This window comes from Cellulophaga sp. Hel_I_12 (assembly GCF_000799565.1).
In the GTDB taxonomy this organism is placed as follows: domain Bacteria; phylum Bacteroidota; class Bacteroidia; order Flavobacteriales; family Flavobacteriaceae; genus Cellulophaga.
The window spans coordinates 3,295,809-3,308,509 of record NZ_JUHB01000001.1; the positions used below are offsets into that span (position 1 = coordinate 3,295,809).

Here is a 12,701-nt window from a genome sequence, read left to right on the forward strand (position 1 = left end):
TTTTAATTCCTAGGTTTTTTTAAATCGGAAAGCCTCATAAACAGCTATTTAGTGGCTATTCCTAAATTCTTAGGTATTTTTCTTTTTGGTTAATAGCCGCTTTATTTCGTTTAATTTCATCAAAGCTTCAACGGGTGTCAAGGTATTTATATCTAAATGCGTTATTTCTTCTTTTATTTGAAGCAAAAGCGGGTCATCTAAATTAAAAAAGCTCAACTGCATTTCGTTTTGAGTATCCTGTAGTTTCTCCGTTAGTTCTTCACTGGAATGTGATTTTTCAAGCTTCTTTAAAATTTTATTGGCTTTGTGAATTACTTGCTGCGGCATTCCAGCCATTTTTGCTACGTGAATACCAAAACTATGTTCGCTTCCACCCGGCATTAATTTTCGTAAAAACAATACATTATCTTTTAATTCTTTTACCGAAACATTGTAATTTTTAATACGTTCAAACGTAGTGGTCATTTCGTTTAATTCGTGATAATGTGTCGCGAACAATGTTTTTGCTCTTGTTGGGTGCTCGTGTAAATACTCCGATATGGCCCAGGCGATAGAAATACCATCGTAGGTACTCGTACCTCTGCCAATTTCATCTAAAAGCACCAAACTGCGTTCCGATAAATTATTTAAAATAGAAGCCGTTTCATTCATTTCAACCATAAAAGTAGACTCTCCCATCGATATATTATCACTGGCACCCACACGTGTAAATATTTTGTCTACGCAACCAATTTTAGCCGATTCAGCGGGTACAAAACTTCCCATTTGAGCGAGCAGAACAATGAGTGCAGTTTGTCGCAAAATAGCAGACTTACCACTCATGTTTGGTCCGGTGATCATAATGATTTGTTGCTCATCTCTGTTTAAGAGTACGTCGTTTGCAATATAGGCTTCCCCTAACGGCAATTGTTTTTCAATAACAGGGTGTCGACCATTTTTAATCTCCAGATCTGTGGTATCTGTTATAGTGGGTTCGTGATAATGATTTTCTTTCGCCAATTGAGCGAACCCAGAAAGGCAATCGAGCTGTGCAATTTGATAAGCGTTATTTTGAACAGGTGCAATATATTCTTGCATCCATACCACCAATTGTGAAAATAGTTGTTGCTCCAAAGCAGCAATTCGCTCTTCGGCACCCAGTATTTTACTTTCATATTCTTTTAATTCTTCGGTAATATAGCGTTCTGCATTCACCAAAGTTTGTTTGCGAATCCATTCCTCGGGAACTTTATCTTTATGGGTATTGCGTACTTCTATGTAGTAGCCAAATACATTGTTCGATGCTATTTTTAAAGACGAAATACCTGTGCGCTCCGTTTCGCGTTCTAGCATTTTGTTTAAGTAATCTTTGCCCGAAAAAGCCAAACCACGCAATTCATCCAGCTCTTCAGAATAACCTTTGGCAATGGTTGTTCCTTTTAAAATATTAACCGGTGCTTCCTCAAAAATCATTTCTTTAATTTTTGATCTTAGCATATCACAGGCTTGCAATTGATCGCTTATAAATTTTACCGAGTCATTGTCGCTATTTGCTGTTACTTGTTTGATAGGAACAATCGCTTCTAAAGAATTTTTTAATTGAACAACTTCTTTGGGACTTATTTTTCCAGTGGCTACTTTAGAAATTAAACGCTCTAGATCACCTATTTGCTTGGTATGATGTTGTAGTTTGTGTAGAATGGTTTCATTTAGGTTGAGGTATGAAACCACTTGATGCCTTCGTCTTATTTTTTCGATATTTTTCAAGGGTAGCGCTAACCATCTTTTGAGCATTCTACCGCCCATGGGCGAAATGGTTTTGTCAATAATATCTAACAGTGTAACAGCATTGTTATTATTGGCTTGATATAATTCTAAATTTCGGATGGTAAACCTGTCCATCCAAATATGTTCTTCTTCAGCGACACGTTCTAGCTTACTAATATGCTGTAATTGTCGGTGTTGTGTTTCTGAAAGATAATGCAAAGCGACTCCAGCGGCTACAACACCGTGATGTAAGTGGTCTACACCAAAACCTTTTAAACTTGTTGTCTTAAAATGATCCGTTAAGGTTTGTAAGGCGTAATCTTCTTGATACACCCAATCCTCCACAAAAAAGGTGTGAAACTGTTTGCCGAACTGTTCTATAAATTCTTTCTTATGCACTTTTGAGACTAAAACTTCATTTGGTGCAAAGTTTTGTAATAGTTTGTCTATTTGGTCTTCATTGCCCTCCGAAGTTAAAAATTCTCCGGTTGAAATATCTAGGAATGCGATGCCTATAAGCTTTCTGCCAAAATGTACCGCACAAAGAAAATTGTTGGTCTTAGCGTTTAAGATATCATCATTAAAAGCAACTCCAGGAGTAACGAGTTCAGTAACACCTCTTTTTACAATGGTTTTGGTGAGTTTTGGATCTTCTAGTTGGTCACAAATAGCTACACGCTGGCCTGCTTTCACTAGCTTTGGTAAATAGGTATTTACCGAATGATGTGGAAAACCAGCAAGCTCCGTTCGGTCGCCACCATTATTGCGGTGTGTTAAAATAATGCCTAATATCTTTGATGCTTTTACGGCATCTTCGCCAAAAGTTTCGTAAAAATCTCCGACACGGAACAGCAATAGGGCATCAGGATACTTTTTCTTGATGGTATTGTATTGGTGCATTAAAGGTGTTACCTTCTTTTTTTCTTTCTTTGCCAAAAGCGAATGAATTAGACTGTTTTTATAGCGTGTTGATTTGACCTTCAACCTTAAAACGAAAGTACTATTTTATCTAAAGGTTAAAGATTTTTGTTGATATTTTTAGATAAGTTGATAGAAATCGCCAAGGTCCTGTGATAAGTTTGTAATTTTGAAAATTGAATCCATGAAAAGAAACCTAATATGAGTAAGGATATATGCGGAAGTTAAAAAATAGCGAGTTAGATCGTTTAGATGTTGAAACATTTAAAGGCGCTAAAAAAACACCAATAATTGTAGTTTTAGACAATATTAGGAGTCTAAATAATATCGGTTCTGTTTTTAGAACAGCAGATGCTTTTTTAATCGAAAAAATTTACCTCTGTGGAATTACAGCGACACCACCACACAAAGATATTCATAAAACAGCTTTAGGGGCCACGGATAGTGTGGCCTGGGAATATGCTGAAAGTACGCTTGAGGTTTTAAAAGAATTAAAGGAAAATAATATTGAAACCATTGCCATTGAACAGGCTGAAAATGCTACTTTTTTAAATGACTATGCCATAGAGGCCACAAAAAAATATGCTCTTGTTTTTGGCAATGAAGTAAAGGGAGTAGCGCAGGAGGTGGTGACGCATTGTGATACCATTATCGAAATTCCACAATATGGAACGAAACACTCTTTAAATATTTCGGTAAGTGCCGGTGTGGTGATATGGGATTTTTGGTCTAAATTACAGCTAAAAAAAATACCCTAACTGTTGAAGTAAGGGTACTTTATATAGTTTGAGTTAGTTAGTTTTAAACCTAGTTTTTAGTGTATTTAAGAACACGAACTATGTTTAACGAGCGCAATTAAAGAAAACCTTTTTTAATGTGCAAATAAAATGTGAATATTATCTTAAATTTTAATTCCACAGGTATAGGCTACTAATTTGTCGATAATAAAATTATAATCATTTGGTGACGATACAAAGTCTAATTCGCTAATGTCAATAATTAAAATATTACGATCTTGAGCGTCTTTAATAAAGTCTAGATAGCCGCGATTAATTTTTTCTAGATAGTCTGGTGGTATATTTTGCTCGTAGTCTCGGTCTCTCTTTTTTATATTTTCAAGTAGTCGTTCTGTATTTTGATATAAATAAACGTACAAACCGGGCTTCTTTATTTCTTTATGCATAAAGTTAAACACCTTTCGATATAATTTAAACTCTTCTTCTTGTAAGGTAACTTTAGCAAAAATTAAAGATTTAAAAATATCGTAATCACTGACCATAAAACTTTTGAAGAGATCAAACTGTGAGGTGTCGTCTGTAAATTGTTGATAGCGTTCTGCTAAAAACGACATTTCAAGCGGAAAGGCGTATCGCGCCTGATCTTCGTAAAATTTTGGTAAGAAGGGGTTGTCAGCAAAACGTTCTAATATCAATTTTGCATTAAAATCTTCTGCGATTTTTGAAGCTAAGCTGGTTTTGCCTGCACCAATATTTCCTTCAATAGCAATAAAATTAAGCTTGGAAAAAAGGGCTTCTTTGGTTTTGTACAATTTTAAGGGAGTTTTTGTGATACTGCCTTTATCTTTACACATTTGAATTAAATTACGGGTATCTTTATTTAAAACAGGATGGTAAAATTGCGGAGCAATATCACTTAATGGCTTTAAAACAAATTGCCTTAATTGCAAAGAAGGGTGGGGTATGGTGATATGGTCTTGCTGGATAATTTCATGTCCATAGTAAAGCACATCAATATCAATATTTCTAGAACTATAAACCTTTGATACATGAGGTGCTCTTCCTAAATCTTTTTCGATTTTTTGAAGTGTAACTAAAAGTTCCTGAGCAGCTAGATGAGTTTCAATGGCAACGCAACAATTTAAAAAGTCTTCAGCTTCAAAACCCCAAGACGTACTTTGGTATACATTTGAAATCGCAGTTACCGGGGCTACTTTTGTCGCTATGGTAAAGATAGCAGTTTGTAGGTAAAAAAGTTTGTCGCCGAGGTTACTCCCTAAGGATAAGTAAATAGTTTTGGGTTTGTTCATAATCGCATCACAAAATAAATAAAACTATTTTACAATCATTATCTTTGCAGCGAATTTATAACAAAATTTTAATGAGATTTTTAGGAAACTTACTGGCAGCCATTTTTGGAAGCCTTATTGCCTTTGGTGTATTGTTTGGAATGTTTGTCATTTTTATTGCCCTTGTTGGCAGTGCAGATGATGTAAAGACGGTAAAAGACAATTCGGTTTTAGAAATACAAATTCAGAACCCGGTCGCTGATTATGTGGGTAGGGATGCATCAGATCCGTTTGCGGGTTTATTTCAACAATCTCAAGGCCTTGATGAAATTTTACATGCCATTGATGTAGCTAAAAATGATATTAAAATTAAAGGAATAAGCATCAATAACAACTTTGTGATTGCTGGTTATTCACAAACACAAGCCATTCGGAGTGCCTTAGAAAATTTTAAAGCAAGTGGTAAGTTTGTGTACGGTTACGCAGATGTATTAACTCAAAAAGATTATTATTTAGCCTCAGTATCTGACAGTTTATTTTTGAACAAGGTGGGTACGATGGATTTTAGAGGACTATCTTCCGAAGTTTTATTTTATAAAGATTTGCAGGAAAAAACGGGACTAAAAATGGAGGTAATTCGCCATGGTAAATATAAAAGTGCGGTAGAGCCTTATTTGGCTAACGAAATGAGTGACGCGAACAGAACTCAAATCAAAGAGTTATTACATTCTTTATGGACTTCTATGGTCAGTGAAATTGCAGTAAATAGAAAGATATCTTCAGAAAATTTAAACATCATTGCGGATACCTTAGGAGGAAGAACGCCACTTTTAGCCAAAGAATCGGGCCTAATTGATGATGTAGTATTTTTTGACGAATATGAAACTAAACTAAGAAATGCCACCAAAACGGTACAAAGTGATGCTCTGAATTATATTTCTTTAGAAGATTATATCCAGACAGCGAATAAAAAAACACTTCTAAAAGGAGATGGCAAAATAGCTATTATTTATGCCCAAGGCGAAATTCTTTATGGTGATGGTGGGCCTAATTTTATAGGTCAAGGTATTATGAATGAATCTCTTAAGAGGGCAAGAGAAGATGATGCTGTAAAAGCCATTGTTTTACGCGTAAATTCTCCTGGAGGTAGTGCTTTAACTTCAGATCTTATTTGGCGTGAGGTAGCCTTGACTAAAAAAATAAAACCTGTCATTGTTTCTATGGGAGACGTAGCTGCTTCGGGAGGCTATTATATTGCAGCAGGTGCCGATAAAATATTTGCAGAAACCACAACCATTACGGGTTCAATAGGTGTTTTTGGTACCATCCCAAACGGCACTGAACTCGCAAAAATTATAGGAATAAATGCAGAACAAGTCGGAACCAATAAAAATTCGGTTGAGTATTCTTTTTTTGAACCAATGACAGATGATTTTAGAAGCATAGTTCAAGAAGGGGTAGAACAAACGTATCAAACTTTTTTGGCTAGGGTAGCAGAAGGCAGAAATATCACTATAGCTCAGGCCGATAGTTTAGCGCAAGGCAGAGTTTGGAGTGGCACAGATGCTAAAAATAATGGTTTAATCGATGAATTAGGTGGTTTGGATGATGCCGTAAAAGCTGCGGCTCAAATGGTAAATTTGGAGACCTATGGAACCCAAAGTTATCCAAAGTATAAATCGGGCCTTGAGCGATTTATGGAAGATTTTGGTGGTGCGACTTCTACATTAAAGCAGAATTTTATCAAAAAGGAATTAGGTGATGATGCTTACCGAATTTTATTGGAATTTAAAACGGGTATCACGCGAAAAGGAGTGCAAGCAAGAATGCCGTATGTTTTGTCTATTAAGTAAGTAGCGAGATAGCCTATGGTAGCGAACGACAAAAAACTTGCTTTTAGAATATTTCTTTTTTTGGCAGGGTTATTTATAACCTCGCTGGTGGTTTCTAATTTAATATTTCAAAAGTTTTTCTTCTGGAAGCCTTTTGGTGAATTTACCATTTTTGGAGCTAGCCTTTTTGAGATCTCCGTGGGTATATTACCTTACCCGATTACGTTTTTAATTACCGATTTAATTTCTGAAATCTACGGAAAGAGAAAAGCAAATGAAGTTGTCACCGTTGGTATTTTTGCTTCTTTATTTTCTATGGGAATTATTTTAATAGCGAATTATGTACCGGCCATTTCTTCATCGCCCATCAATGATGAAACGTTTACTAAGGTATTCGCCCTTTCTCCAATTGCGGTTTTAGCCTCTATGATTGCTTATCTTTTTGCCCAATATATCGATGTGGCTATTTACCATTTTTGGAAAAAAATAACCAAAGGAAAACATTTGTGGTTGCGCAATAATTTTTCGACATTTTTATCACAATTCATTGATACTTTTACTGTGGTTGGGCTATTATGTGTATTTCAAATATTGCCTTGGAGCATGTTTAGCGGTTTGGTAATTAGTGGTTTTATTTTTAAGATAATTATAGCATTTATCGACACCCCTTTCCTGTATTTCTTCGTATATCTGTTTAGGAAAAGGTTTAAACTACAAGTAGGCGAGGAAATAGAATTAGAATATTGAATATTCAAGTGCGCTATGTTTTTTGATTGCGCCACAAATAGTTGTTATAGTATCAGTACATCAAGAAAATCAAAAGTATTTTTGTAAAACATTAAACGGTATCGTTTTAATATAAATTTATATGAAAAATAAAATTTTAAAAATAGTCGGAATAGTTTTTTTGCTAATTATCATGGTATTAGTCGCCGCTCCTTTCTTTCTAAAAGGTAAAATTGCCGATATTATCAAAAATAAAGTGAATAATAACATAACAGCTACCTTCGATTTTGAAGAGGCAGATCTATCACTTTTTTCCTCGTTTCCGAATGCTACGGTTAGGTTAAAGAATATTTCTTTAATCAATAAAGCTCCTTTTGAGGGCGACACTTTATTTTCTTCAAAAGAAGTAGCACTGAATATGTCAATCAAAGAATTATTCAAGGGAGCTGATGAATCTATTGTGATTAAAAGCCTAACCGTAGATAATGCATTTTTAAATATCTTGGCAGATGCAGAAGGAAATGTAAATTATGATATAGCCATAGAAGATGATAATACTAGTACTGCCGATGCTGATAAAAGCGAGACAAGTGATTTTACCCTTTCGATGGAATCTTACGCCATCAGCAATTCAAAAATTTTATATTTAGATAGAGAATCTGGAATACGTTTTGAAATCTTTGAAATGAATCATTCAGGAACGGGTGATTTATCTTTGGAGAAATCAGAATTAGACACAAAAACAAGTGGATTAGTATCTTTTGAAATGGATAGCACCAATTATTTGAATAGAAATCCTGTAAAGTTAGACGCTCTGATAGGGATAGATTTAAATACAAACACCTATTCATTCTTAAAAAATGAAGCTATGGTAAACCAGTTGGCTTTAGTTTTTGACGGTTTTGTAAAATTAAATGATGACAACCAAGAGGTGGATATAAGTTTTAAGACAGCTTCTTCAGATTTTAAAAACTTTTTGGCGGTTATCCCAGCTGAATATTCCAAAAATTTAGAATCGGTAACTACCACAGGTAATTTTATTGTGCAAGGTAAATTCAATGGAATTGTTGATGAGGTATATATTCCAAAATTTAAAATTGATATACAATCAGATAATGCATCTTTTAAATATGCAGATTTACCCAAGTCGGTGCGTAATGTTTATATCGATACAGAAATTACCAACGAAACAGGAATCACAGAAGAAACTTTTGTTGACATTCGTAAACTGTCTTTTATGATTGATGAAGATAGGTTTAATATGACTGCTAAAATTCAAGACTTAATGGGGAATACTAAGGTAAATTCTCATATTGATGGAAAAATGAACTTAGCAAATATTGCAAAAGCCTACCCGGTTCCGGCAGATTTAAATTTAGAAGGCTTGTTAGCACTCGATATTAATGCCGCTTTTGATATGGCATCCATCGAAAATAAACAATATGAAAAAACCAATATCAATGGAAATTTAAATTTAAAGAATTTTGTTTACAAATCGGAGGAGCTTAAAAGCCCGGTTAAAATCAATGCTACATCAGTGACATTTAACCCTAAAACAGTTACTTTAAATGAACTCAACGGGGTTACGGGTCAAACAGATTTTAAAGCCTCTGGTACTATAAATAATCTTTTGGGTTTTATGTTCAATGACGAAAATGTAGAAGGAATTTTTAATTTAAGTTCAACTACGTTTGCCGTAAATGATTTTATGGTAGAAGAGTCAACAGTTCCTACAGCTGAATCGACTGGTAAACCCACAATGGCTGCAGCTCAAGTGAAAATCCCTTCATTTTTAGATGCGACCATCAATGCCACGGCATCTAATGTTATTTACGACAATTTAAGTCTAAAAAATGTGTCAGGAACGCTGATTATAAAAGATGAGAAAGCAACTTTACAAAATATGACTTCATCAATTTTTGGTGGGAACTTAGCCTTTAATGGAGAGGTTTCTACGAAAGGAGTAACACCTAGCTTTGCGATGAAATTAGGCATGAATAACTTTAAAATTGGAGAGACCTTCAAAGCTTTAGAATTGTTTAAAATATTAACTCCAATCGCTAACGCCTTACAAGGACAATTAAATTCTGATGTGGTGATATCAGGTAATTTAAATGATGATTTTACCCCAAACTTATCTACTATTTCAGGTAATCTATTGGCGGAGCTTTTAGGAACAGAAGTGAATCCAAATCAGGCTGAAGTGTTATCGGCTTTAAGTTCTAAACTCGATTTTTTGAATTTTGATAAACTAAATCTTAATGGGTTAAAAACGGCACTTTCTTTTGAAAATGGCAGCGTAAAGGTAAAACCCTTTACTGTTAACTATCAAGATATTGCACTGGATATCGCTGGAAGTCACACTTTCGATAAAAAGCTTAATTATTCTGCAGTTATTAATGTTCCTGCCAAATATTTAGGAAAAGATATTACGAGTTTAATCGCAAAAATTGATGATTCGTCCCTTGATAATTTAACTATACCGGTCGTCGCTACTATTGGAGGCGATTATTTGAGTCCAAATGTGACTACTGATTTAACCTCTGGGGTTAAAAGTTTGACTACAAAATTAATTGAAATAGAAAAACAAAAATTAATAAGTAAAGGAAAGGACAAAGCGACAGACTTAATTGGCGGCTTACTTTCAGGAAACAAAAAAACCAAAGACTCCCTTTCAGATGCCAATACCAATACTGCTGTAAAAGGTGTTCTTGGAGGTTTGCTAGGAGGTAAAAAAGATTCAACCGCGGTTAAAATAGATTCAGCTGCAACAAATAATGGGGCGGTGAAAGATGCTGCAAAAAGTATTCTTGGTGGTCTGTTGAATAAAAAAAAGAAGCCTGAAGTAAAAAAAGATACGGTGAATTAATAGTAAGGGGCCTTAACGTTCTGATAGCACCAAAAAAAATTAATAAAGCACTATTAAACAGCATCTAGCGCCAAGCACGGAGAGCCAATAGGCCTTGATCATGGCTCTAGATGCTGTTTTTTACCCCACCTGGACCGACACATAATACCCTTCATTGCTACGTACATTAAAGACCGTATCATCTTCAAAGATTAAATATTGACCCTTAATCCCAACTAGAGTACCTTGGTACTTAGGCGTTTTATCCAAGTTTAGACTTTTAACTTTGGTAGGATACTTTAGAACCGGAAATTCTAATTGAGTTTCAATACTTTCGGTTAAATAATAAGGGAGAACCTCTTTAGGAATATGACTTTTCAGTTTCGTTCGCCATTCCGAGAGGTTTTCGTCTAAAACGTCATTTTTTAGCATTTTCCTCCAATTGGTCTTATCACTGACATATTCTTTTAAAGCAACCTCGGTTATACCTGCCAAATAACGGTTGGGAACTTCAACAATTTCAATAGCTTCATGTGCGCCCTGATCTATCCAACGAGTGGGAACTTGTGATTTTCGAGTTACACCAACCTTGACGCTGCTTGAATTTGCTAAATAAACGATGTGGGGTTGTAATTGCACCTTTTTTTCATAGTCTAAATTTCTATCTTCCTGATCTAAATGAGCGGTGCTTAATTCGGGTCGCATGATCCAATCACCAGCCGAGGGTATATCAAAAAAACAATTTTTACAAAACCCTTGTCGGTAAATAGGTTTATCTTCTCCGCAATGTAAACACTGGTACTTTAAAAAATGTATTCTAAGCTCCTTGTTTATAACCTGATTTACATTTAAGAAGTCATTGGCAAATAGCATATAGTATTGAATGGGGCTTCCTATTTCTGTTTGCATTTTTTTTAAAACACCTTCGTACAACATAAAAAACTTTAAAAATTAAACTGATAAATTTCAAAACGATTTCTTAAATTGTTCATCGAAAAACAATTTATAAAAAACGCTTAAAGATACCCAAAAATGCCCATACCCTTATTTAATTCTATTGCTTCTTGGCTGCTTAAAAAGCGTTATCATCAAATTGAACTTTTTTTAAAGTATCCTGCTGAGGTTCAGGAAGAGGTGTTGATGCAACTACTTTCCTTTGCTCGGGATACTGAATTTGGTAAAAAGCACGGTTTTAGTGGTATTTTGAGTTATCAAACCTTTAAAAATCGAGTTCCCATAATTTCCTATGAAGAACTCGAGCCCGATATTGAGCGTTCACGAAGAGGAGAACAGAATATTTTTTGGCCTACACATATAAAATGGTTTGCAAAAAGTAGTGGAACCACCAATGCAAAAAGTAAATTCATTCCAGTAAGTACAGAGGCTTTAGAGGATTGTCATTATAAATCAGGAAAAGATTTGCTCTGTTTGTACCTGAATAACAATGAAAACTCTCAGCTTTTTACAGGAAAAAGCCTGCGGCTTGGAGGGAGTAAAGAGTTATATAAAGACAACGATACTTTTTTTGGGGATTTATCTGCAATATTAATTGATAATATGCCTTTTTGGGCTGAATTGAGCAGTACGCCCAGTAATAGAGTGTCATTAATGAGTGAGTGGGAAAGTAAGCTGGCAGCCATTATAAAAGAAAGCACACAGGAAAATGTAACAAGTTTAGCCGGTGTTCCTTCTTGGATGTTGGTTTTACTTACTAATGTCATTGAGAAAACTGGAAAAGATCATTTGTTTCAAATTTGGGAAAACCTAGAGGTTTATTTTCACGGTGGGGTAAATTTTAATCCGTATCATGAACAGTATAAAAAACTACTTCCCAGAAAAAGTTTTAATTATTACGAGGTATATAATGCTTCAGAAGGGTTTTTTGCCATTCAAGACCGCAATAACTCGGATGAACTATTATTGATGCTTGATTACGGTATTTTTTATGAATTTATACCTATGGATACCTATGGAACGGAAGAACAAAAAGTACTGCCGCTTTGGGAGGTAGAAAAGGATAAAAATTATGCGATTATAATTACTACAAATGCTGGTTTGTGGCGTTATAAAATAGGGGATACCTTGAGGTTTACTTCAATAGACCCTTTTAGGATTAAAATTACAGGCAGAACAAAACATCATATTAATGTATTTGGTGAAGAATTGATTATTGAAAACGCCGAAGAGGCGCTCCGAAGCATATGCTTAAAAACAGAAGCTGAAATCAAAGATTATACAGCTGGTCCTATATTCATGGAAGGCAAAGAAAAAGGGGGTCACGAATGGATTATAGAGTTTAGAAAGCAACCTGAAAATATAGCCTATTTTACAGAACTTCTTGACAATGCGCTTAAATCCTTAAATTCTGACTATGAAGCCAAACGTTATAACAATAGCACTTTAAAGATGCCTAAAGTACATATTGCAAGAGAAAATTTGTTTTATGATTGGTTAAAGTCGAAAGATAAGTTGGGTGGACAGCATAAAATACCCAGGTTGTCTAATAAAAGGGACTATATCGATGAATTGCTTCTGGTAAACAAATAAAATAGTTTTTTTGTCATTAAAGTCTCAAGTTTACTGTAGAATTTAACCTAATTAGTTT

8 protein-coding genes are annotated in these 12,701 nt (G+C 34.8%); 5 read left to right on the top strand and 3 right to left on the bottom strand.

The features are described from left to right. Window positions 1-69 precede the first annotated feature (69 nt). Window positions 70-2,682 carry a DNA mismatch repair protein MutS gene (mutS, locus tag GQ45_RS14305; RefSeq protein WP_047420456.1) on the bottom strand — a complete coding sequence of 871 codons (2,613 nt, stop codon included), beginning with the start codon at window positions 2,680-2,682 and terminating at the stop codon, window positions 70-72. 197 nt (window positions 2,683-2,879) lie between these two features. Here mutS and GQ45_RS14310 point away from each other — a divergent pair, with 197 nt between their 5' ends. Continuing rightward, window positions 2,880-3,422, top strand: a complete 543-nt coding sequence (locus GQ45_RS14310) for an RNA methyltransferase (RefSeq protein ID WP_047419028.1) — start codon at window positions 2,880-2,882, stop codon at window positions 3,420-3,422. 143 nt (window positions 3,423-3,565) lie between these two features. On the opposite strand, the gene folK is transcribed toward GQ45_RS14310, so the two are convergent. Beyond that, window positions 3,566-4,711 carry a 2-amino-4-hydroxy-6-hydroxymethyldihydropteridine diphosphokinase gene (gene folK, locus GQ45_RS14315; RefSeq protein ID WP_047419030.1) on the bottom strand — a complete coding sequence of 382 codons (1,146 nt, stop codon included), beginning with the start codon at window positions 4,709-4,711 and terminating at the stop codon, window positions 3,566-3,568. Window positions 4,712-4,782: 71 nt separating this feature from the next. On the opposite strand from folK, the gene sppA reads away from it, so the two are divergent. The 3 genes from sppA (at window position 4,783) to GQ45_RS14330 (ending at window position 10,117) form a co-directional block, all read left to right on the top strand. Next, window positions 4,783-6,543: a signal peptide peptidase SppA gene (gene sppA, locus GQ45_RS14320; protein WP_047419031.1), complete on the top strand. Its 1,761-nt coding sequence runs from the start codon at window positions 4,783-4,785 to the stop codon at window positions 6,541-6,543. A gap of 15 nt (window positions 6,544-6,558) precedes the next feature. Further along, window positions 6,559-7,269 carry a queuosine precursor transporter gene (locus GQ45_RS14325; RefSeq protein WP_047419033.1) on the top strand — a complete coding sequence of 237 codons (711 nt, stop codon included), beginning with the start codon at window positions 6,559-6,561 and terminating at the stop codon, window positions 7,267-7,269. A 121-nt stretch (window positions 7,270-7,390) separates the two neighbouring features. Beyond that, the gene (locus GQ45_RS14330; protein ID WP_047419034.1) at window positions 7,391-10,117 is read left to right on the top strand and encodes an AsmA-like C-terminal region-containing protein; all 2,727 of its coding nucleotides are present in this window, start codon (window positions 7,391-7,393) and stop codon (window positions 10,115-10,117) included. A 120-nt stretch (window positions 10,118-10,237) separates the two neighbouring features. On the opposite strand, the gene GQ45_RS14335 is transcribed toward GQ45_RS14330, so the two are convergent. Continuing rightward, window positions 10,238-11,032 (bottom strand): DUF2797 domain-containing protein, encoded by a 795-nt coding sequence (locus tag GQ45_RS14335; protein ID WP_047419035.1) that lies wholly within the window; start codon window positions 11,030-11,032, stop codon window positions 10,238-10,240. A 96-nt stretch (window positions 11,033-11,128) separates the two neighbouring features. Here GQ45_RS14335 and GQ45_RS14340 point away from each other — a divergent pair, with 96 nt between their 5' ends. Beyond that, on the top strand, window positions 11,129-12,643 hold the full coding sequence (locus GQ45_RS14340; protein WP_047419036.1) for a GH3 auxin-responsive promoter family protein: 1,515 nt from the start codon (window positions 11,129-11,131) through the stop codon (window positions 12,641-12,643). Window positions 12,644-12,701: the final 58 nt, after the last annotated feature.

Excerpts from the sequence above, each read along its gene's own strand:
- GQ45_RS14310 (WP_047419028.1), top strand. The coding sequence starts at position 2,880 with ATGCGGAAGTTAAAAAATAGCGAGTTAGATCGTTTAGATGTTGAAACA.
- folK (WP_047419030.1), bottom strand. The coding sequence starts at position 4,711 with ATGAACAAACCCAAAACTATTTACTTATCCTTAGGGAGTAACCTCGGC.
- sppA (WP_047419031.1), top strand. The coding sequence starts at position 4,783 with ATGAGATTTTTAGGAAACTTACTGGCAGCCATTTTTGGAAGCCTTATT.
- GQ45_RS14325 (WP_047419033.1), top strand. The coding sequence starts at position 6,559 with ATGGTAGCGAACGACAAAAAACTTGCTTTTAGAATATTTCTTTTTTTG.
- GQ45_RS14330 (WP_047419034.1), top strand. The coding sequence starts at position 7,391 with ATGAAAAATAAAATTTTAAAAATAGTCGGAATAGTTTTTTTGCTAATT.
- GQ45_RS14335 (WP_047419035.1), bottom strand. The coding sequence starts at position 11,032 with ATGTTGTACGAAGGTGTTTTAAAAAAAATGCAAACAGAAATAGGAAGC.
- GQ45_RS14340 (WP_047419036.1), top strand. The coding sequence starts at position 11,129 with ATGCCCATACCCTTATTTAATTCTATTGCTTCTTGGCTGCTTAAAAAG.